Here is a 22,384-nt window from a genome sequence, read left to right on the forward strand (position 1 = left end):
GTGGTTACTTATTTGTGCGGAATAAGAAAATTTGATAAGTGATGTATTAGAAATTTATCCAACATACTACTACCGTTGATATATTGAACAATGAAATATAATTACTTCAGATACATTCTTATTCATTTTTCATAGTTACATCATTAAATAAGGAAATTAGTATAGTTATAAAGATCAAGTAGTTTACTGATAGGCGCACCCAACGCTCTTAAGTATTTTATTGAACTCAATCGTTCAATACAACCTCCATTTCACTGCACAATGTCATACTTCCTTCTATCTCCTCTATTTTTTTATAACAGCTATCCAAACCTCTTGATGATTTTCCTGCATATAACACTCAATAATTGGAAGGTCGGCTAATTCATACCCTGAATTAGGTAACCACTCTGTATAAAATTGTTTATAAACCTTCTGTGTTGCTTCCGGCAATTCTCCATTAGCTTGAAAAATTGCCCATGTTGCTGCAGGATAAGCAAGTTCCTTCATTCCTCCGAGTACAGGAACATGTTTACAGTTTAGTACATCTACATAATTTGTCACTGCTATTATATATTCCATATCCTCTGATTCACCCCACTGCCCTCCTTGGGCAATTCCTAAAAAACCTGCTGGCCTGTAGTCAGGGAATTTTTCCATGAACCTATTCATAGTTCCATCCTTCCAAGCGTTTTCCCAAATCTGTGGAACGGTTTTAAATGCTGTTGCGGTTTTTATTTTGTGTGATACTCCCATTACTCTAAATGCAGGCCATTGCTCAATTTGATAATTCATATGATTTTCTCCTTTTATTGTAATTTGGAAGGAGAGTTTGGGACAAGATTTCAACTGAACTGTTTCGTTCCGTACACTTGAAGGCAGTACCCCATGAAAACTCTTGAAAGCCCTGGTAAATGAGTCTTGCGATTCATATCCATACTTTAAAGCAAGATCAATTATTCTTTCTTTACTATTTAATAAATCAAAGGCTGCCATAGTTAAACGTCTATTTCGAATATACTCAGACAACGGCTTGTCCGCTATATATGAAAACATCCTTTGAAAATTATAAATAGAACATCTTGCAATTCTTGAAATAGTTTCATAGGATATTTCACCTGCAAGATTTTCCTCTATATAGTTTATTGATTCATTTAGTTGCTTAACCCAATCCATTCTTCTCACTCCCATTTCAATCATATCTTCTTATCAATAGCTAAACTCGATATTCTATGCCGTATTCTGTCGGGTCACCATTCCCAATATTTATCTAGAATGATATTGTCTGGAACTTACATAATTATAAAAATAATAATATCAGTTATTATTCTCAATTTAAAAACTGACTTATTTTCCCTTGTGATATTAATAGTGTGGCCTGTTATAAGAAAAAATGTAAATACGATAAATATAGTTAAAACTGATTTTGAATCAAATCTAATTGTTTTATTTATAAGTAAAATATTAAAAATTAAGATTAAGAAAAATGAAAAAGAGTTACTTTTCAGTACATTCTTTAGCATTTTTTCACCCCATCATGTTAAGCTTAGATATATGATTTAAAAATTCGCCTACTAATCTTTCTGCTTCTTTAGATGATTGTATACAATAGTCCTTAGAAAATGGATTACTAAATCCGTGTTTTCCCTTTAACATATAAATGTCAATGTCCAGTTTTTCCAAAAAATTAACTAATTCTTGTACATTAAATGAATTTTCTTTCCTAGGGAAAATCAGTAAAGCTGGACATTTAGGAGTAATATTTTTATAATCTCTAATTCGTGAACCATAATATCCTATGATACCATTACACATCTTTTCTTCACCGCTGCATAACCATGCAATTGTTGCACCTATACTATAACCTAATAAATATACATGCTTGTACTGCTTTTTTGCTTGTACAATCAGCTGCTTTACTTGCTGGACTGCTAAATCAAATCCTATATTATTCATAAAATGCTTATAAGCTTCTTCCTCTAAATTGTAACTAAATGGTTCACTCAGATTAATTAGGTTTGGACAAATAATATCATATCCGTCATTGGAAAATTTTTCACAAACCATCTGTATGTGTTGATTAATTCCATATATTTCATGTAATATTATTATTACAGAATTAGAATTATTAATAATTTTCATCTGATCTCCCCTTATTAAATCGATTAAAATCAACTCATTCTAAGTAATTTGATTTTAAAAAAACTATCCACTCTTTAAATATTTCATTTTCAGTTTTGCCAAAGGTTTGTAAATAGTTCTCAGTTTTTATTAACTGCAAAACCCTTTCAATACCATATGTTTTATCTAGATACTCAATATAAGTATAAGAAATTGGATACATATTATGATTTCCAAAAGTTATAGGATTTGTAATTTTAGTATCTTCATATGACGGAATGTTGTTGAATTTAACAGAGGGTTTTGTATTACCAGAGATATATCCTGCCATACCCTCATTAATAAATTTTGATAATCTTGGATTAATACTCCACATTAAGGTATGTATATATTCATGTAGAGCAGCATCAGCAGTATCCTCATAATTATGCTGCTTTCCGGGAGAATTTGGAGAGACAATAATAACCTTATTTTTTATATTATCTCCAATATACCATTCAGGAGCAATAATTTTACCAACCAGTCCATATTTTTTAATATGAAACTTATCTAAGGTACTGTAAATATAAACTTCAGTTTTATAGTTAGGACTTATGCTAATTGAGTTAGCAACCAGATTATATCCTTTTTCTAATCTGCTGATAATATCAATTGCTGCATTTTCATCTTTTCTTTCGTAATAAACTATAAAATGTGGTTTTTCTATAGATGTCATATCTTTAGTTCTTAACCTTAATGTTGGAATAAAATTCAAAAGAAATATTATAATCAAACTTATAAGGATTTTAAGTAAAATTTTATATTTTCTCTTCATTTATTTTCCCTTTCCCCCTAATATTTATTTTAATAAATGCTCAAGATACATCGCACTATCACTAAACTTTTTAACTCATATTACATAATATTTCACAATTTGAACTATCTCATATACTTTAAGCTCTCTGAAACAGCCCATGCTTGATGCTCTAAAAACAAAGATTTAATGCACTCATTAGGTTCAAGCCATATCAGTTTATGATCTTTCTCAATTGGTGCAGCATAATAATTTTCTAAACTTACAATATAGAAATAGCCAATCCCTCGCAAGTATTGCTTGGTCTTTGATATGTGATATAAAGAGGCTCTTCCTATGAATTTTTGTATTTCAATTTTATATCCCGTCTCTTCGATAAACTCTCTTTCAATACATTCCTTATGGGTTTCTTCATTCTCCATCCCCCCACCAGGGAGAAAATATCCTGCTGGTGTTTTTATTACAGCAACTTTGCCTTCACCATCAGTCACAATTCCATATACAGCAATTCTATCAATATATCCTACTCCATCAAGCTTTTTACCAAATATTTTTTCATCATTGTTTAAGATATTCTCTATCATTATTTACCCCCAATTTATAAACTTTCTTCAAGCATTACTTTAACTAAACCACACACTATGCTCGTTTTGTTAAATAATTGATTACTGATCTATAAGTAATTTAAGAAAGCTATGAACTAACCTTATTATTTATTTTTATCCATAGATACTTATTTTTAAGAAATGTTATATAGATAAGTGTAAATAAAATTTTCCAACCACTCATGGAATTCCCACATTCAAACTCTATTGTTTCGTTGTTAGAAACATAAAAATCTATTTTGTTACTTCTGCACCAATCTATTTTCAGATAATAAGTTGAATATAAAGATACTAATGTACTTTATATTGATATTTTATCTTATATTCACAGCTTATATCGACATTGTTTTTCACCATGTTCCAAACAGGACATGCATATTCCTCCATATTTTTTATTACACTTTCAATATCATCTGGTTGTACATCATTCGATGCAAGTTCAAATCTTAATTGTATATTTTTAAAATATTTCGGTAATGTCTGTCTTCTTTCACCTGATGCAATTACGCTTAATTCAGACACATTCTTATTCATCCTTCTTAGTAGTAAAGCCAATGTCATTCCACTACAGGTTGCTAAACTCATAAGAAACAACTCAAGTGGAGTATATCCATCTCCCTCGCCTAAAGGTTGTACAGCATCTATAAATACCTGATTATTATCACGAGATACCCCTGAGAATTTCACCTCGCCATTTATCAAATCCGCTGTTACTGTTAATTTGTTGCTCATAATAAAACCTCCTAATCATTTCATCTTATAGTTCGCCATTTAGTTGAATTGCCACGTAAAAACACTGTAAAATTCAAATTCGAATAATGCAGTGTTTTAGCAAATTGTTACTTTTTTCAATTGTAACACTAAATATAACGTAAGTGTCGTAGGCTATATGAATTATTTTCTTTTTACTTTTTTAAGTATTTCAACTAAATACTCTTTTGAATATTTTTCAGCTTCAGTGTGTTTTATTAGTTCGGGTGTTGCATGATACTCTCTTAGCTCTAAATAAAATTTAATTATTGCTTGCAGCGTTTCGATGCAACTTTGAGCATCATAGGTAGGTATTGTCTTTAATAATAATGGTAAATCATAAGGTGCGTCATATTCAATTTTTCTTACACCACGAGGAAGTTTCCCATTTTTCATTAATACTAATGGACCTATTACAGTCTGTCTTATGAACGATATGAAATCTATTGCTTCAAATATCTCATTTCTTCCTATTTTGGTTGCACCATAATGTATCCAAACCCAAAATCTATCTTCGATCCACTGCAAGTTAGGTGTTGGGAATTCAGCTTTACCTAATATTAAATTATTTGTAATTGCATTATCTCTTTCCCACAAAACAATTGGATCTTCAACTCTAATACCAATATCCTTTACTGCTACGAACTTAAAATCCACATGTAGCAGTGGTGGCCCATATAAGCATATAACTAATCTTGGTTCGCCAACATGTTCACCAGTAAATGCCGATAATACCCTTCCTAAACTTTCTACTATTTTAAACCTTTCATCCATTACAGACTCATAATGATTAGGATCTACAGCTATAACAAGGTCAATATCTGAGAATTCATCCATTTCATCTGAAATGTATGACCCTCCTATGGCTATACCTAAAATTCTTAGATCATTTTTTAGTATTTCGATTGAATGATTAATAAAGTCACTGTGTATACTTGGTACCATGCAAGTCATCCCCTTTTTTTATAGCCAAATTAAATATATAAAATTAGGCATTACACCAACATATCACATTCTTAATCTCGATACAAGATTTTTTAAATTAGAACAAGTATTTAATTTATTGGTAAAGCACAATTGTTTTATACAATATCTTGCAAGCGTGACTTTAATAATATTAAAATCATCCGATATTTTATAAAAAACATGGAAATTTAAAACACTGTATTATTCAATTTTCAAAGATGCTCATTTTGTTAAATAATTGATTACTGACTTATTAGTAATTCTTAATTGTTCAGGAAATTCATTTGTCCTTTTTGATAGGAGTGCAAAGTATCCTTCTTCCTGAAAATTCTCTTCAAGTCTTGCATTTTCGAATCCTAACCCTGTTATTAATTCATTATAAAAATCCTTATAATTAACTATGTCTTCTGATGCTAAATGAAAAATCCCCTTTAAATTGTTATTTATTATATAGTATGTTTGTCTTGCTATCATCACATTAGTATTTGTATTGCAATAAAACTTTGGATATACAATAATACCTTTATTGTTATGAATGGAGTTTAATAATCCCTTCATTCTTGGAGAATCTTTGTCCCAAACTTGAGCAATTCTTAATATGAAAGCATTATCCTGTAATATTTCAGATATTTTCTTTTCACATTCTATCTTATATTGTCCATAATCTGTTTGAGAATTTGGTAAGTCATCTTCATAATGGGGTTTACTCAAATCATTATCAAAGACATTTGTTGTAGAGAAAAAATATAAACTACCATCATTTTTCTTTAAATATTCAGCAGCTTTTATGTGTACAATCAGTTGTTTTTTAAAATCTCCTCTTAAACATGAAATTATAATTTGGGGCTTTAAAGTATTTAATATTCTATTTATATTATCTTCCTCTTCGATATCAAGTTTAAAACACTTACCTTTGTTCAATAATATTGGATTTTTAAAATACGTTGAATAGACATCAAACTCGTTATATTTGCTTATCTCATTTATTACTGCTGTTCCTACAAGTCCACTCCCACCCAGTATTAAAACCTTTTTCATAAAAATCACTCCTCCCATAACAATATTATTCTTGTTTGGTATATATAGGATTAATCCTTGCCATTAAATACTCATTTTCATATTTCCCTTTTCTGATAGCTGCAAGACGTTTTAGCCCTTCTTTTTCAAATCCAAACTTCTCATATAAATGAATTGCTCTTTCATTATCCTCAAATACCCCCAATTCAACTCTGATAAGCATAAGCCAATTGTCGGCAATATCTATGATAGCTTGCATTAAAGCTGTTCCAACTTCCATATTTTGATAGTCCTTATGAATCATAATTCCGATGCTGCCACTGTGACGTGTACGTGGGTTAGGATTAACTGTTAATCCAACTGTCCCAATTATAATATCCTCACCATTTTGAGTTTTTGTTACTGCAACCAATTGATGATGATTACTATCCATATTCGTGATAAAATCTTCACTGCGCTTCACTCGTTCAGATGGAATGCCAAGAATATTTTCAAATACTCCTGGCATCCTTCTGAGCTCATTAATACCTTTCCCATCACTAATTTCTATTGGTCTAATTAAAAAATCCATTTCCATCCTCCCCATCATAAAAGCAATCTTATCTCGTCATAATATACAACTACATCTTTCTTATATCCTAATTATAACATTGTTTTAAAACAATACCAAAATGCTGAGTTAAGTTATACCTAACTCAGCACCTTTGCCTTCATTAATTAATCACAATTCCATCAATATATTCTACTTCATCAAGTTTTTAAGCAAATATTTTCTCTACTAAAGTTTTTCACATCCCCTAATAAAGTAATTTTGCTATCATGAAAAATTAGTCCCCCAGTATTTGTAATTGCATATATTTTATCTCTTTTTTCATTTAACACTTTATTTATATATTTGTTTTGTATTTCCGTTTCTTCATAATGGACTTCAATATCAAAATCTTTAATCAAATTTAGTCCTACATTGTATGTAAATTTATTATAGTCTTCATCAGGAGTAATGTGGTATTCTGCTATTTGAATCATTGCTCCTGCACTAATACCAATAACAACACCTGTAAAGCTTTCAATATCATTAATCAAGCCAAATTCCATTAGTCGTAGCATGGTTTTGTCTGGTAAGCCACCAGTGAAAAATAGTATACTGCTATTCCTTATCTTAGCTTTTGCATTTTCCTTTGTATCTTTAAAATAATTTACCCAATCTATATTTTCTTCTCTAATTCCATAATTCAAAAATGGCGTAACAATACTTCCATAATATTTGCCATTATCCTTACTATAAACATTCTGCCACTCATTATCGCTACTTATTTTATCACCGAAGGAAAAAGGAATTATTAATACCTTATCATTAAAATTTATATACTTTGAAACAGCATTTCTTGCCCAATCTTCATGAAAATTATATAAACTAAATAACATATTTACCATTAATATTATCCCCCATTAATTTATCAAATTGTACTATTGTGACACATTTTAAGAATAATGCGTACTAACCATGTGGAAAAAAGTCATAAACAATCAAGTTAACGGATTCCGATTAGAGGTTTAAAATTAAAAAATTTCAACGAAACCACAGTTGTAAATTTAACATTTTAAAGTAAGAGCATTTCTTTGTAATGAGAAATGCTTTTTATTTTTGTTAAAATCCCTTAATTGTAAATTGAAATAATATAATAACAATAATAATACAATGTAAAGCGATATAAATTTATTGTAAAACAATAAATTATGTGTTAAAATCATTTTATCATTAAATTAGTGAGGTGCTTTAAATGAATGTTAAACAAGGTTCAACCACTTTCTTAAAGGTAATCATTTTTATGATTGGGATTGCTGTATTTGCTTTATGTATCTATTGGCTGCCTGTGATAGCCATTAATGATGCAAAATCTCATCCAGGGGACTACTCTCTATATCCCCTTTTAGTATATGCGTATGGATGCTTTATTGCGCTTTCTGTTGCATTGTATCAAGTATTTAAACTATTAACATATATTGAAAGGAACAATGCTTTCTCAGTGTTATCACTTAAATCTTTGAAGGTTATAAAGAAATGTGGTTTAACAATCATTTTCTTCTTCGTGTTAGGGATAGTAACCTTAAAGGTAATTGCTAATGCCACAGGAGATGACTCAGCAGGTCCTATAGCATTAAGTCTAATAGGTATTTTAGCAACAAGTATCATCACAGTAATTGTGGACGTGCTCCAAAAACTATTAAAAAATCTTCTAAATACAAAACCAGAAAATGCTTAAGGGTTTGATAAAATTCAATTAGTGAGGTTATTTTTATGCAACAAGTTACAACACACTTTTAAGACTAGCTGTTATTTTTATAGCAACCTTAGTTCTTGCATTGTGCATATTTTTCGTGCCTGATCTGCCTTTTGCGATATCTGATTTTTCAAAGGTTAATTTCTTAAAATATGTTATTTACACCATTTTATATGGAGCTACGATACCTTTTTACTTTGCTCTGTATCAAGCTTTTAAACTTTTAAGTTATATTGGCAAGAATAAAGCTTTGTCGGAACGGTCATCCCTTTTGCTTCAATGGTTATCACCGTTTTTGCTGCTATCCTCCAACGGCCTCTAGAAGAAGCTATTAACATAAAATCAGAAAATGATTTGACGGTCTGACAAGAAATTTACTTAACTAACGGGAGTCGACAGAGAATTTAAGGGATAGCCATTAAGCTGTCCCTTCTTTTTCAAACCCAAATACCCTAATCCTAACATTCTAATCAGTTTGGATAAACATAGACCTCTGACTGCCACTTATCTACCCATCCATCATATACAAACCCCAATTTAAGCAGCAAATTTTTCGAAGGGATATTTTCTTTTTCAGTCATGGCTACTATTTTACAATCAGAATGACATTCTTTAAGTTTTAGTAATAAGGCTTTCAAAACTTCAGTTATGTATCCTTTTCGTGAATAAATTGGATTGATAGAATATCCAATTGTAATAGTTTTTTCTTCCTTTAAAAGATACAAATCTCCTAAAAGATTATCTGTGGTTTTATTTACAATAGCAAGCTGCATTCCCTTTTCCAAATTTAAAGGCACTAATAAGGCTTTTCTATATTCGTCTTTTGTTAAATTCTTAAAACCTTGATACTGCATCCATTCCTCATTATTTCTATAAGTCATAAATGACTCTAAATCTTTTTCTTCAAAAGGTCTTACTATACATCTGTCAGTTTCAAGCACTAAATCACCCCATTAATTTTTTTGTTCACCAGTTATATTAAAATTGTCTCATTAAACAAGAATTAAATTTAATTTATTACTCTAGTACACTATATCTTAATATGGTTTTTAATTTATCTTTTTCTACTTTTCTTGTATCAGATAAATATATTTCCCTGTGAACTAAAGTTTTGATCTTTAACCCATTATTCTCTATAAATTCTTTCATCTTATTAAATGACTCCGGCTCATTATCATAAGAGCCTATGTGCATTATTTGTACAGCCAAACCATCCTCTATCTCATCAAAATATACTTCTTTAAGTAATGGATGCGGCTTTTTCTTGTTTGCAATTTCAAAGGCTTTTTCTACCACTTCATCATTAACAAAGTCAGGTTGCCTAATCATTATGGTATATAATAATTGATCTTTATTTAAAACTTCACTTTTCCTGCCTTCTTCTGTTAAATCCCATAGTCCTTCTAAGGGATAAACAGTATATTCAAAATATCCATCTGGTGTAAATCCATTTTTAGGCATCATTCTAATTGCATAAGCAAGGGAGTACAAAACACCTATCCTTTCAGAAAAATCCTTATCATTAGGATTACCTGCACCCTTTATACAAAGAAATTTTTGTTTAGGAACTCTTACCAACTCTGCTTTATTCTTAGGACAATAAAGTTCTTTTTCATGTTTTCTATATTCATGCTTCATTATTCCATCTCCTCTTATAAATATTTATTTAATAATTTCAAAAACTCGAGAATGAGGGCATAGTGGATATTGTCTGGTTGTTCACTACTCACACTTCATTGATAATTTAAATAAGCATTTTTCATCAGGAAATCTGATAAAGTCATTTGCAATACTATCTATATACAGAGGGCCTTCTGTAACTATTTGCTTCAAAGATAACAGCTTAATGAATAAATTGATAGCTTCAGCAATCTTTCCATTTGGCACACTCTGATATATGCAGGCATAGGTACCAGCAGGTTTAATTGCATTACTGTCATTTATACTGTTTGCTTTTCTGAATATATATTGTGGGCGAGGGCTCACTTTTTCATTGATGATAACACCAAGAGTATATCCATTTGTAAGATAATTTACATAAAGAGGACCTTCCTCTTCTATTTCTTCTGTAATTAAATAAGTATCCTGAATCTTTTCTATAAAAAATTTGCCACAGCCAATCTCTAAATAATGTTCCAGCTGTTCCGTGGTCTGGCTAAGAATTTCTTCAGCATTTTTTAATTCCTCTTGTTTTTCTTTAAGCAGGGCTATTTGATTATTCAAAACAATTTTACAGTGAAGCAAATCATGCTCCTTCATTAATCTCTTTATATCACCAAGAGACATCCCTACAGATTGTAGTGCCTTTATCATGCTCATAGTTTCAAATTGTGCTGCACAGTATATTCGGTATCCATTTTCATTTACTTCAATAGGTTTTAACAAGTCTATTTCATCGTAATAATGCAATGTTCGTTTTTCTACCTTGCACATATCGGCAAATTGTTTTGTACTAAGTTTATCTTGAATCATAAAAACACTCCTTGACTATAACGTAACGTTACACCCTATAATTTCAATTATAGCAAATAATAAGAGGGGTATCAAGAAAATGGATATAAGTATTGGAAATACAAGAAAGACATTATTTAAGTTTGCTCTGCCAATGATACTAAGTTTAATTACTCAACAATTGTATACTGTAGTTGATATGATAATTGTTGGTCAATATTTGGGAGTAAATGAACTTGCAGCAGTAGGCAATGCTGCTGCGGTAGTTCAAATTTTGATAACATTATCAGGCGGACTGGAAATGGGTAGTGAGGTTATCTTCGCAAAATTTGCAGGCGAAAAGAAATATAGAGATATTGTCATAGGAGTAAAAAGTATATTGTTATTCGGCTTAGCCAGCGGCTTATGTATAACTATTATAGGTCTTTGTATTAAGTCACCTATACTTTCCTGGATTAATATACCAGGCCAGCTCTATAAAGATACAGGAACTTACATCAGCATTTATATATCAGGTATTGCCACCATATTCATATATGATATTTCAAGGGCAATTATAGTTGCATTAGGTGATTCTAGATCTTCTATGATTTTAGTAATATTTACTTCATTTTTAAATGTCGTGTTGGATTTGTTGTTTATTTGTGTATTTAAAATGGGAGTTGGAGGAGCAGCATTTGCCACAATTCTTTCTCAAATTATTGGTATGATGATATCTCTGATTATGCTAAGAAGAAAAGTGGTACTATTTATTTTAGACCATGAACCTATTATCTCTATAGAATTAAGCAAAATCAAAGAAATTTTATCAATTTCAGTACCAACAATAATTCAACAGTTAATTTTATCTTTGTCCTCACTAGTTTTACAAGTATTAGTTAATCCCTATGGAAGTGAAGTAATAAGTGGATATATGACTGCGAATAAGATAATGTTATTTCAAATGCTTATAATAATAGGAATTTCTCAAGCATTATCTATTTTTATATCTTCTAATTTTGCTGCAAAACAAATAGACCGTATCAGAGAAGGATATCGAATTAGTTTAATATTCTCCGCCATATACTTGTTATGCATTGCAGCCTCAAACTTTTTAATTCCAAAATATTTGATTGGAACATTCATTGATATAAATAAAAGTCCAGCAGCTTATGAATTTGCAAAGAATTACTTGCAATTCTCCTTCCTTACCTATTTATTTTATGGATGGAAGATACTTAATGAAAGTGTACTTCGTGGGCTTTTGATGATGAAAAAATATTTATATTCTAATTTATCTGACTTAATGGTTAAGATTGTGGCCACATATTTTTTGATATCACAATTTTCTTTGGGCGGATTTTGGATTGGAAATATGCTTGGTAAAGTCATTTCTCTAATTATTAGTATTTTGGCTATTAGATATACTATTCAGCGGCAAAGCCAAGCAGTATACTCAAATGAACACTCATGCTAATCCTGGTTTCAGGGGTAGGCTGTGACGGTGCAACCCGTTATAAGCTATAGAGTATACAATTGATAAAATGATAATGTTTCTTACTGGTTCTTATACCATAAAAGATGCTATAGCATTTCCTCTAATTAAAAGATAATAATAAAATAATATATACAATATAAGAAAAATGACTCATATCACTGATAAAAAGTGTTGATATGAGTCCTTCTGTTGTTATATGTTATTTAATTTTTTATATGTACTTTTAGTTACAAAAAAAGTTAATCTCCATCTGGAACCTGTAATGTAGCATCATTTAATATCCATTATTTTAATAAATTTTGCTGGATTACCACCTACCATAGTATTAGCTGCAACATCTTTGCATACAACTGAACCAGCTGCAATTACTGCATTATCTCCAATCGTCACTCCCGGCAATATTGTACAATTGCCACCAATCCATACATTTTTACCAATTTTAACAGGTTTTCCAAAGCAAGTTGGTGTATTTCTTTCATTTGGATCAAGTGAATGACAAGCAGTATAAATACATGTGCGCGGTCCAATAAAGCAATTCTCTCCTATATGAATTTCACAAGTATCAAGCATTATGCAATCAAAATTTATTATAATTCTACCTTCAAAATGAATATTAAAACCAAAATCGCACTTAAAATCTGGTTCAATAAATGTCATATCAGTGCAGCTTCCAAATAACTGCTTAAGTATTTGAATTCTTTTTTCTCCTTCCTCTGGAGAAGTGTTATTATACTGCTTTGTAAGCATTCTAGCACGAACGCTTGCTTGTACCAATTCCTTATCAAATACACTGTAAACTTCACCAGCAATCATCTTTTCTTTTTCTGTTTTATATTTTTTTATTGTCATTCTCTACACCTCTATTTTAATTTAGTAATTCAGCTTATGAGAATATTGTTTACTAAATTAAGTTTAGTTATTATCTGATATTATAGCAAGTATCTGATGGTCTTCCCATTGGCCATTAATCTTTACACCCTTTTGTTCTATGCCTTCTCTATGAAAGCCTGACTTTTCTAATACTCGCATTGAACCAATATTTCTTAACATTACACCTGCCTCAACACGATGCAGGTGTAATTCATTAAACGCAAATTCTACTGCTAAAGAAACTGCTTCCGTGGTATATCCTCTACCATTATATTGTTTGTCCAACGAATAACCAATTAAACATTTTTGGAGTGAGCCTCGATATATGTGATACAAGGATACATCGCCAACCAATTTCCCGTTATCTTCTAAAAATATACCAAAAGAATAATTTTTATCTTCTTCTCTTTGCTTTACAGAATTGGCGATATATTTACGTTTTGAATCAAGTGTGTAAAAGTCATCACCAAAAGTTGGGGAATACTTCTGAAAAAACTCACCGTTTCTTAAATGCAAATCGAGTAAAGATTCTGCATCTGCATCTTGAAAAAAGCGAATAAAAATTTTGTTATCCATAAGACCCATATTAATTTTACCTCCTGTATATAAAACCTCCTTGTGACACTATTTTCTCAGTTCATTAATTCACAAGGAGGTTATTTTTTCATTATTAAATTTTTACTACTTAAGCTTTATATTCTTTTCTAATCCATATCATTATTGTCATTAGAATTTATATTCTCATCTGTATACACATAGTTTCCATTAAGCTGAGTTTTTTTCATTTCATTAAGTTTATTATTGATTTGTTTTACTTCTGATTGGATATTTAACAATACATCTTTTATATCTTTATCCATTTAATCCATCTCCTTTCATAGAATAGTTTTTTCTAAGGAGCTGGTTTTATTCAATAAATATATAACTCTCATTGCTTATTTATTTTACTTCTTCTAATTCAATAACATATTTACTATTTGGAAGATATCTTAACTTATAATTCTTATCCTTATGAATTTTATTGAACCAGGGATTATAATAATAAGTCTCTCCCTCTAGTACAAATGATGGAGTTGTACCCTTTGATTTAGTATTAACATTGCTGCACTCTCCACTAGTAGTTTTGTAATCTTTATTCATATAATAACTAACATCTTTGAAACGGGGCTTTAGTACATGGTTATAGGAGTAAGCTGTCCAAATCATAAGTAAAGGAATAAAAATTATTAAAAATAAATATTTCTTCTTATTCCTCTCCTTTATTAAAAATATTAAAAATGCAATTACCCAAAAAAACGCAAAAAATATTTGAAATAATGTATCTATTATAAAATCCATATGTTTCACATTCCCTTTACTAAAAACTTTCCATATATTCATTTTACTCCAAACACTTCTTATTATCAAAATAAATCTCATGTTTTAAATTTTGAGTATCAAAACTATATATTCACTAATACTAATAAAAAGCTCACTAAACATATATTAAAGTAAACTGGAGGTAAATCATGAGCAAAGTACTGTATATCAAAGCAAATGCAAAATCAGAAGAACTTTCTAGAACCTTTAAGATTTCCGAAAGCTTCATTGAAGCATATAAGGAAACTCATGCTGAAGATGAGATTATTACATTAGATTTGTATAATGAAGGAATAGATTTTCTTCCAAAAGGAAACCTTGACACTGTGAATAAGCCAAAAGAAGGAATAGATAAGAATCATCCAATATTAAAGTATGCATATCAGTTTTCAGAAGCAGATAAGTATGTAATTGCAGAGCCATTATGGAATTTAGGTATTCCAGCTATCCTTAAAGCTTACATCGACTATATTTCTGCTAATGGAATTACATTTAAGTATACTGAGTCAGGTCCTGTAGGCTTATGTAAAGGAAAAAAAGCAATTAATATTACTTCAAGAGGTGGAAATTATGATACTGAACCTTCTGCCTCCTTTGAGATGGGTGATAGATATTTAAAAGCTATATTTGCTTTTTTGGGTATAACTGATTTTACAACCATATCAGCTGACGGCCTAGATGTTGCTGGGAATGATGCTGATAAAATTATTGAAGAAGCCATAATGGTAGCTGAAACAACAGCAAGAAATTTTTAATCATCTTATAATAACTAAAAGTAAAAAGGGGCTTCTCAAAATTCACAGATATGTATTTTGAGAAGCCCCTTTTACCTATTTCTACCAGGGGCCTGACCCCTATGTTAGGGTTTGTATTATGCTTAATTCATTAGAGCCGCCTATAATTATAAGCGTGTCATTTGGCTCAATCTGCTCATCAGCGCTAGGAGACATAGTCACAATATTATCTCTTTTTATAGCCATAATATTAATACCATAATTTGATCTTATATCAAGTTCTCCTAAAGTCTTACCATGCCACTTTTCAGGGCTTATAATTTCAATAATGCTGTATTCTGGAGATAATTCAATATGATCTAGTATACTAGTAGAGATAAGATTATAAGCTACTCTTGTTCCCATATCTCTTTCTGGGAGAACAACTCTGTCTGCCCCTATCTTATTTAATACCTTAGCATGAAGACTGTTTTGAGCCTTTACAACTATATATTTTATTCCTAATTCCTTAAGAAGTATAGTAACCATGATACTTGACTGCATGCTTGAACCAGTAGCTACGATTGCCACATCAAAGTTTCCTATTCCTACACTTCTTAAAGACTTTTCATCTGTTGCATCCATTTGAATTGCATGAGTAACATGATGAGAAATTTCTTGTATGGAAGTTTCATCCAAATCAATCACTAAAACATCTTTACCAATGGTATACAATGTTTTAGCTACAGATGATCCAAACCTTCCCAAACCTATTACTACATATTGCTTCTTTTTCATTACTCTAATCTCCTCATCCAACTAAAATCTTATCTTCTGGATATCTAATTTGATTGTTTCTTTTAACCTTTGTAAATGCTAAAGCTACAGTAAGTGGTCCTAGTCTACCACTATACATAGTGAATATTAGTATTAACTTTCCTATGGAACTTAGCTTTGTTGTAAGTCCTAGTGACAGACCAACAGTTCCAAAAGCAGAAGTTACTTCATAAAAAATATATTCAAAAGATTGTCCTACCTCAGAAATCGACAATAACATAGTTACTACAACAATAAGAGTTGATGCAAGCGTAGTGATTACAAAGGACTTGCGAACAATATCACCTGCAATTCTCTTTTGAAAAACTTCTGTATCATCCTTGCCTTTAATTGCAGATATTATACTTAACACTATAATACTAAAAGTAGTTGTTTTTATTCCTCCCGCAGTAGATCCTGATGACCCTCCAATAAACATTAATATTGTTGTTAAAAAACGACCTGGCATAGTCATATCTGAAGTAGATATTGAGTTAAATCCTGCAGTCCTAGGAGTTACAGACGCAAATAGTGAATTTACTAATTTACCTTTTAAACTCATAGCTCCCAAAGTATCTGGATTACTAAATTCAAATAACATCATCAATATCCAACCTGCAGATAGCAACGCAGTGGTAGTAACTATTACAATTTTTGTGTGTAACGATAATTTATTAATGCTTCTATAATTGTATATTTCCGTCCATACTGAAAATCCCAATCCTCCTATAATTATAAGCACTGCTATTGTAAATATCACTACTGCGTTCTCTGAGAAAGACGTTAAACTTGTAAACCCTCCCATTAAATCAAACCCTGCATTACAAAAGGCAGATACAGAATGAAAAACACTATAGTAAATCCCCTTTCCCAAGCCATATATATGAATAAATTGAGTAGATAAAAGTAACGCTCCCATAAATTGAATTGAAAATGTAAAACCTAATATATACTTTACCATTTTTACAATACCTTCCAGATTTGAGCTATTTATTGCTTCCTGCATCACTAGTCTTTCGCTCAGCGTTATTTTCCTTCCAAGTATCAATGCTATCAATGCAGCAAAAGACATAAAGCCAAGTCCACCAATCTCAATCAATAAAAGTATCACTGTTTTCCCAAAATAATTCCAATGTGTTCCTGTATCTAAAGTTACAAGTCCTGTAACACAAACAGCAGAAGTTGATGTAAAAAGACTATCTATAAATGCTGTTCCCCTGCCATCTGCAGAGGAAATAGGCAAAGATAAAAGTATGGCTCCTATAAATATAACAATGGCAAATCCTATCGCTAATATTCGAACTGGTATCAATTTAACATTTTTAGCTATTCTAATTTGCATTTTATCTCTCCTTATAAGGAAAATCTTTGTTTTTTAATTTCTTCTTTTGTTTAACTTCATAAAAAAATAAATTCACCCCTATTTTTCTTATACTTCAACATATGAAATCTTAACATGGACATACCCTTCACTCAAACAACACATTTTTTCTTATCCTATATATTACTTAGTCATATAGACGATTAGTCTAATCCATCTTTTATATGCTTAGCTTTTCTCAAAAAAGCTATAAGTAATAATTTGAAAAATTGACTTTCAGATATTTAAAACTTATACTGAAAATAAAATTAACTATAATTAGGTGATTAATTTATGTTTAAAACATTAAAATTCAAGATGGCAATGGTTTATCTTATACTTGTATCAACTACAGCAATAGTAGGTGGTATTTCTTTCCTAAATATATACACTTTAAATAAGTCCATTAATGGGCTGATGGTTAATAATTATAAAAGTATAAGTGCAACTGCAAATATGCTTGAGGTACTTAATGAACAGAATAGCCAAATTTATAACTATATATATGTAAACCCTACATCCAGCATCGATAATATTCATAAAAATATAAATATATTTTATCAGTGGTACAATCTAGAATTTAATAATATTACTGAGGATAGTGAAAAAGAATTAGTAGCAAGCATTAACAATAATTACTCAACCTATCTGAGACTTTTTTCTCAAATTCAGGAGACTAAAAATTTGCAGGGAATTGAAGCAGCTTCTAAATACTATAATGATAATTTACTTCCTGTTTTTAATTCACTAAAAAAGGACTTAAAGCAGCTGTCTTTCATCAATGAAAAAGCAATGTTTAAGAATAAAGAAGTTGTAACTAAAGATGCTCATAAATCTCTTGACACCATTATATTCTTGTCTGTAGTATCTGTTCTTGGCGGCTTTATATTATCAAGATATTCCATAAAAAGAACTTTAAAACCTATTTACTCCTTAAGAGAAACAATGAAAGCAATAAAGGAAGGTAATTTATCACAGCAAGCTCCAATTATATCTGAAGATGAAATAGGCGAACTTACAATAGAATTTAATAATATGACTGATCGTATTCACAAATTGGAGGAGAGTAATATTGGAAAGCTTCTTACAGAAAAGACTAAATCTGATGCTATCATAAAGAGTATTTCTGATCCCCTCATTGTTTTAGATAGTAATTATAAAATAATACGTATTAATATGGCATGTGAAAAATTCTTTAACATTGAAGAGGCAAGTTCAATTAATAAATATTTTCTTGAAGTTATCAGAAGCGGAGAACTATTTGATTTTATTTATAACTCTTCAAAGCCAGACAGTATGAATTCTTCCCAAAAAATTATTTATTTTAATATTGATGAAGAGGATTATTACTTTAATATTATTGTGTCCATAGTTAGAGATACTGAAGCAAAGATAACCGGAATAATAATTTTGCTCCAAAATGTAACAAATTTAAAGCAGCTAGAGCAAATAAAAAGCGACTTTATATCTACTATCTCACATGAATTTAAAACTCCTCTTACCTCAATTATGATTGGTGCCAGTCTTATTCTTGACGAGAGCATTGGCAGCCTAAATGAAGGTCAACATCAAATAATTAACACAATACAAGAGGATGGCGAAAAGTTAAATACTCTAGTAAATAATTTGCTTCAGCTTTCAAAACTGGAATGCAGTGAGTCAATTTTTAATATAATGCCTTGTTCTATAACTAGTCTTGTAAATAATGCAATATCAGATTTTTATGAGCAGGCTTGCAGCGCTAAAATAAATTTACACTATACATCCAAGGAAAATCTTCCTTATATTAGCGCTGATCCAGAAAAAATAAGTTGGGTATTAAATAATCTTATATCTAACGCTTTAAAATACACTCAAGCTGGAGGTAATATAATACTAAATACTTTCACCAAGCAAAATAGCATGTATGTATCTGTGAGTGATACAGGTTCAGGAATACCTGAGGAATACCATGAAGAAATCTTCAACCGCTTCGTACAGGTAAGGGGTGAAAACTCTGATGTTAAGGGCACAGGACTTGGTCTCGCTATAGCTAAAGAAATCGTTAAAGCTCATGGTGGAGAAATCTGGTGTGAAAGCAAATTGGGCTACGGAAGTGTATTTACTTTTACTCTACCTTTGGCAGTTGAGAAAATATAAACTTAGGGATGTGATATTTGTGAAAAAGGTCATTGTCATTGATGATACTAAAAATATTAGAAACTTACTAACAACTTGCCTTCAAATTAATGGTTACAAAGTATCTACAGCCAGCAGTGGTGAAGAAGCTCTTAATTTATTTCTTAAGGAGCATTTTGATTTAGCATTTTTAGATATCAAAATGCCAGAAATAAGCGGTACAGAAGTGCTGAGGAGAATAAGGCTGATGGGATTTGACCTTCCTGTAGTTATAATGACAGCCTTTGCAACAGTAAAAAATGCTGTAGAATGCACAAAGCTGGGTGCTGTTGCATATCTGCAAAAACCATTCACATCAGATAAAGTTAAGACAGTTCTTGAGGAAATTAATCAATATACTGTCTGTGAAAAAAACGATGTAGAAAATAAACTTATTATAAGCAAAGAACTTCTTCAAAATGGAAAAATCGATGAAGCTTTTAGCTGCCTAAAGTCAATTCTCTCCATCAATCCCTCTTGTTCAGAGTGCTATGATTTAATTGGCAAGGTACAGGAACTTAAAGGGAATTTTGAAGAAGCTAAAAAGTTTTATACTGCTGCTAATCAATTTAAATAATCATTATTTATATTTTAAAGGCCTGCTAAAGCTTCATTAAAAGAAGCGGCAGGCCTTATTAATTATTTTCAGAATATTTACAGTTTATTATTATAATGTTTACAATTTAAATTATTGATGCTATACTAAAACCTGATTGTCACATGACATCAGCTTTTTAGTAGTACAAGTCATAGTTATGTTTGATTATTTTTCAGTACTAAAAAATATTGGAGGGACTTTAATTTGGAGACAAAACAAGCATTAAAATGGGTACTATTTTGGATTTGTGCCGCATTACTTTTTAACTTAGGAATTTATCTTACACTTGGTCAGCAAAAGGCTATAGAGTTTTTAGGCGGCTATGTTATTGAACAAAGTTTAAGCCTTGATAACTTATTTTTATTTATTCTTGTATTTTCTAGCTTTGGGATAAAGAAAGAATATCAAAGAAGAGTACTAAATTACGGAATAATGGGAGCAATTGTATTACGTTTAATATTTGTAGTGTTAGGAGTTGCGGTAGTTAGCAAATTCCATTGGGTACTATACATATTTGGAGCCATACTAATTATAAGCGGCTTAAAAATGATGTTTAAACAAGAAGATGAAGAAGAGCATAACTTTAAGAATAATAAGCTGATAAAGCTTTTAAATAAGATAATACCTATAACCGATGAACTTCATGGGGAGAAGTTCCTTGTGAAAATAAACAATGTGCTTCATGCTACTCCACTGCTTGCAATACTTGTAGTTATTGAAGGAACAGATATTTTATTTGCTATAGATTCTATTCCTGCAATATTTTCTATAACAACAGATTCATTTATAGTATATACATCAAATATGTTCGCTATAATGGGTTTGAGAAGTCTTTACTTCTTACTTGTAAAAATAAATGATGCATTTAAATATGTAAAGTACGGCGTTGCGTTAATATTAGTATTTACAGGCATAAAGCTTTGCATATTAATGTTCCATATTGAAATACAAGTTGCACTTTCTGTAGCAATAATATTTGCAATACTACTGGCTAGTGTGATATTTTCTATTATGATGAAGAAAAACGAAGAAAGCCAAGTTGGTGCAGAATCATAAAAAGTGCCACCCACGTGGCAAGTGGCAAGTTAATTAAAACTTGCCACTTGCCATGTGGGTGGCACTTTTGGCAAATTAGTGCTATACTAATAGTCGATTTAATTTTATATTTAGGCTACCTTTTAATACCAAATAATATGGGGGGAATCTAATATGGATACAAAAAAAGCCTTAAAATGGGTGCTGTTTTGGATTTGTGCGGCCATGATCTTTAACTTAGGAATTTATTTTACACTTGGCAAGCAAAAGGCTGTAGAATTTTTAGGAGGCTATGTTATTGAACAAAGCTTAAGTCTAGACAATCTATTCTTATTCATTCTCGTTTTTTCTAGCTTTGGAATAAAGAAAGAATATCAAAGAAGAGTACTAAATTATGGAATAATAGGAGCGGTAATCTTACGTTTTATATTTGTACTCTTAGGAGTTGCGATAGTTAGCAAATTCCATTGGGTATTATACATATTTGGAGCTATATTAATTATAAGCGGATTGAAAATGATGCTTAAACAGGAAGAGGAAGAGGAATTTGATTTCAAAAACAATAAATTAATAAAACTTCTAACCAACATACTCCCTATAACTGACAAACTTGACGGTGAAAAGTTTTTTGTAAAGATAAACAATGCCCTTCATGCTACTCCACTGCTTGCAATACTCGTAGTTATTGAAGGAACAGATATTTTATTTGCTATAGACTCCATTCCAGCAATATTTTCTATAACAACAGATTCATTTATTGTGTATACATCAAATATATTTGCTATACTTGCATTAAGAAGTCTTTACTTCTTACTTGTAAAAATAAATGATGCATTTAAATACGTAAAATACGGAGTTGCATTAATATTAGTATTTACAGGTGTAAAACTTTGCATATTAATGTTCCATATTGAAATACAAGTTGTACTTTCTGTAGCAATAATCTTTGCAATACTTCTCGCTAGCGTCCTAGTTTCTATTATAATGAAGAAAAATGAAGATAAAAATCAATTTAGTGTTTAATAAAGTGCCACC

At 30.5% G+C, this 22,384-nt stretch carries 25 protein-coding genes and 1 pseudogene; 8 read left to right on the forward strand and 18 right to left on the reverse strand.

What is annotated here, in order from left to right:
• Positions 1-285 precede the first annotated feature (285 nt).
• The 9 genes from BSD9I1_RS11435 to BSD9I1_RS11475 all read right to left on the reverse strand — a co-directional run bounded on the left by BSD9I1_RS11435 (position 286) and on the right by BSD9I1_RS11475 (position 7,665).
• Positions 286-1,155, reverse strand: a complete 870-nt coding sequence (locus tag BSD9I1_RS11435; RefSeq protein WP_186430413.1) for an AraC family transcriptional regulator — start codon at positions 1,153-1,155, stop codon at positions 286-288.
• A gap of 351 nt (positions 1,156-1,506) precedes the next feature.
• The gene (locus BSD9I1_RS11440) at positions 1,507-2,121 is read right to left on the reverse strand and encodes a dienelactone hydrolase family protein (protein WP_186430414.1); all 615 of its coding nucleotides are present in this window, start codon (positions 2,119-2,121) and stop codon (positions 1,507-1,509) included.
• Positions 2,122-2,155: 34 nt separating this feature from the next.
• Positions 2,156-2,914: a hypothetical protein gene (locus tag BSD9I1_RS11445; protein WP_186430415.1), complete on the reverse strand. Its 759-nt coding sequence runs from the start codon at positions 2,912-2,914 to the stop codon at positions 2,156-2,158.
• Between the two features lie 104 nt (positions 2,915-3,018).
• Positions 3,019-3,477, reverse strand: a complete 459-nt coding sequence (locus tag BSD9I1_RS11450) for an NUDIX domain-containing protein (protein WP_186430416.1) — start codon at positions 3,475-3,477, stop codon at positions 3,019-3,021.
• A gap of 312 nt (positions 3,478-3,789) precedes the next feature.
• Positions 3,790-4,230, reverse strand: a complete 441-nt coding sequence (locus tag BSD9I1_RS11455; RefSeq protein WP_186430417.1) for an OsmC family protein — start codon at positions 4,228-4,230, stop codon at positions 3,790-3,792.
• Positions 4,231-4,392: 162 nt separating this feature from the next.
• A complete protein-coding gene (locus BSD9I1_RS11460; RefSeq protein WP_186430418.1) occupies positions 4,393-5,193 on the reverse strand; it encodes a nucleotidyltransferase domain-containing protein in 801 nt (266 codons plus the stop codon).
• Between the two features lie 243 nt (positions 5,194-5,436).
• Positions 5,437-6,252: a sugar nucleotide-binding protein gene (locus BSD9I1_RS11465; RefSeq protein WP_186430419.1), complete on the reverse strand. Its 816-nt coding sequence runs from the start codon at positions 6,250-6,252 to the stop codon at positions 5,437-5,439.
• A 25-nt stretch (positions 6,253-6,277) separates the two neighbouring features.
• Positions 6,278-6,802, reverse strand: a complete 525-nt coding sequence (locus tag BSD9I1_RS11470; RefSeq protein WP_186430420.1) for a GNAT family N-acetyltransferase — start codon at positions 6,800-6,802, stop codon at positions 6,278-6,280.
• Between the two features lie 179 nt (positions 6,803-6,981).
• The gene (locus BSD9I1_RS11475; protein WP_186430421.1) at positions 6,982-7,665 is read right to left on the reverse strand and encodes a Type 1 glutamine amidotransferase-like domain-containing protein; all 684 of its coding nucleotides are present in this window, start codon (positions 7,663-7,665) and stop codon (positions 6,982-6,984) included.
• A gap of 347 nt (positions 7,666-8,012) precedes the next feature.
• Here BSD9I1_RS11475 and BSD9I1_RS11480 point away from each other — a divergent pair, with 347 nt between their 5' ends.
• Both BSD9I1_RS11480 and BSD9I1_RS11485 read left to right on the forward strand, forming a co-directional pair.
• Positions 8,013-8,495 carry a DUF2975 domain-containing protein gene (locus BSD9I1_RS11480; RefSeq protein ID WP_186430422.1) on the forward strand — a complete coding sequence of 161 codons (483 nt, stop codon included), beginning with the start codon at positions 8,013-8,015 and terminating at the stop codon, positions 8,493-8,495.
• 73 nt (positions 8,496-8,568) lie between these two features.
• Positions 8,569-8,879 (forward strand): annotated as a pseudogene (locus BSD9I1_RS11485) (DUF2975 domain-containing protein).
• A gap of 104 nt (positions 8,880-8,983) precedes the next feature.
• Here the strand turns inward: BSD9I1_RS11485 and BSD9I1_RS11490 are convergent.
• The 3 genes from BSD9I1_RS11490 to BSD9I1_RS11500 all read right to left on the reverse strand — a co-directional run bounded on the left by BSD9I1_RS11490 (position 8,984) and on the right by BSD9I1_RS11500 (position 10,985).
• A complete protein-coding gene (locus BSD9I1_RS11490; protein ID WP_207653901.1) occupies positions 8,984-9,454 on the reverse strand; it encodes a GNAT family N-acetyltransferase in 471 nt (156 codons plus the stop codon).
• Between the two features lie 76 nt (positions 9,455-9,530).
• Positions 9,531-10,151 (reverse strand): GyrI-like domain-containing protein, encoded by a 621-nt coding sequence (locus BSD9I1_RS11495; RefSeq protein ID WP_186430423.1) that lies wholly within the window; start codon positions 10,149-10,151, stop codon positions 9,531-9,533.
• 84 nt (positions 10,152-10,235) lie between these two features.
• Positions 10,236-10,985 carry a MerR family transcriptional regulator gene (locus BSD9I1_RS11500; protein ID WP_186430424.1) on the reverse strand — a complete coding sequence of 250 codons (750 nt, stop codon included), beginning with the start codon at positions 10,983-10,985 and terminating at the stop codon, positions 10,236-10,238.
• 79 nt (positions 10,986-11,064) lie between these two features.
• Here BSD9I1_RS11500 and BSD9I1_RS11505 point away from each other — a divergent pair, with 79 nt between their 5' ends.
• Positions 11,065-12,420, forward strand: coding sequence for an MATE family efflux transporter (locus BSD9I1_RS11505; RefSeq protein ID WP_186430425.1), 1,356 nt, complete (start codon positions 11,065-11,067; stop codon positions 12,418-12,420).
• 291 nt (positions 12,421-12,711) lie between these two features.
• Here the strand turns inward: BSD9I1_RS11505 and BSD9I1_RS11510 are convergent, their stop codons facing one another.
• The 4 genes from BSD9I1_RS11510 to BSD9I1_RS11525 form a co-directional block, all read right to left on the reverse strand.
• A complete protein-coding gene (locus tag BSD9I1_RS11510) occupies positions 12,712-13,290 on the reverse strand; it encodes a sugar O-acetyltransferase (RefSeq protein ID WP_186430426.1) in 579 nt (192 codons plus the stop codon).
• A 63-nt stretch (positions 13,291-13,353) separates the two neighbouring features.
• Complete coding sequence (locus tag BSD9I1_RS11515) at positions 13,354-13,896, reverse strand: GNAT family N-acetyltransferase (RefSeq protein ID WP_186430427.1); 543 nt, start codon at positions 13,894-13,896, stop codon at positions 13,354-13,356.
• Between the two features lie 119 nt (positions 13,897-14,015).
• The gene (locus tag BSD9I1_RS11520; protein WP_186430428.1) at positions 14,016-14,171 is read right to left on the reverse strand and encodes a hypothetical protein; all 156 of its coding nucleotides are present in this window, start codon (positions 14,169-14,171) and stop codon (positions 14,016-14,018) included.
• Between the two features lie 79 nt (positions 14,172-14,250).
• A complete protein-coding gene (locus tag BSD9I1_RS11525) occupies positions 14,251-14,451 on the reverse strand; it encodes a hypothetical protein (RefSeq protein WP_186430429.1) in 201 nt (66 codons plus the stop codon).
• Between the two features lie 368 nt (positions 14,452-14,819).
• Between BSD9I1_RS11525 and BSD9I1_RS11530 the strand changes: the two genes are divergently transcribed.
• A complete protein-coding gene (locus BSD9I1_RS11530) occupies positions 14,820-15,425 on the forward strand; it encodes an FMN-dependent NADH-azoreductase (RefSeq protein WP_186430430.1) in 606 nt (201 codons plus the stop codon).
• Positions 15,426-15,524: 99 nt separating this feature from the next.
• Here BSD9I1_RS11530 and BSD9I1_RS11535 read toward each other — a convergent pair whose 3' ends face one another.
• Positions 15,525-16,181: a TrkA family potassium uptake protein gene (locus BSD9I1_RS11535; protein WP_186430431.1), complete on the reverse strand. Its 657-nt coding sequence runs from the start codon at positions 16,179-16,181 to the stop codon at positions 15,525-15,527.
• A gap of 13 nt (positions 16,182-16,194) precedes the next feature.
• On the reverse strand, positions 16,195-17,541 hold the full coding sequence (locus tag BSD9I1_RS11540; RefSeq protein WP_186430432.1) for a TrkH family potassium uptake protein: 1,347 nt from the start codon (positions 17,539-17,541) through the stop codon (positions 16,195-16,197).
• A 312-nt stretch (positions 17,542-17,853) separates the two neighbouring features.
• On the opposite strand from BSD9I1_RS11540, the gene BSD9I1_RS11545 reads away from it, so the two are divergent.
• The 4 genes from BSD9I1_RS11545 to BSD9I1_RS11560 all read left to right on the forward strand — a co-directional run bounded on the left by BSD9I1_RS11545 (position 17,854) and on the right by BSD9I1_RS11560 (position 22,372).
• Positions 17,854-19,698 (forward strand): ATP-binding protein, encoded by a 1,845-nt coding sequence (locus tag BSD9I1_RS11545; RefSeq protein WP_186430433.1) that lies wholly within the window; start codon positions 17,854-17,856, stop codon positions 19,696-19,698.
• 19 nt (positions 19,699-19,717) lie between these two features.
• Positions 19,718-20,293, forward strand: coding sequence for a response regulator (locus BSD9I1_RS11550; RefSeq protein WP_186430434.1), 576 nt, complete (start codon positions 19,718-19,720; stop codon positions 20,291-20,293).
• A gap of 225 nt (positions 20,294-20,518) precedes the next feature.
• On the forward strand, positions 20,519-21,370 hold the full coding sequence (locus BSD9I1_RS11555; RefSeq protein ID WP_186430435.1) for a TerC/Alx family metal homeostasis membrane protein: 852 nt from the start codon (positions 20,519-20,521) through the stop codon (positions 21,368-21,370).
• Between the two features lie 153 nt (positions 21,371-21,523).
• Complete coding sequence (locus BSD9I1_RS11560; RefSeq protein ID WP_186430436.1) at positions 21,524-22,372, forward strand: TerC/Alx family metal homeostasis membrane protein; 849 nt, start codon at positions 21,524-21,526, stop codon at positions 22,370-22,372.
• The last annotated feature ends 12 nt before the right edge of the window (positions 22,373-22,384 follow it).

The organism is Clostridium sp. BSD9I1, from assembly GCF_900185645.1.
Lineage (GTDB): Bacteria > Bacillota > Clostridia > Clostridiales > Clostridiaceae > Clostridium_AK.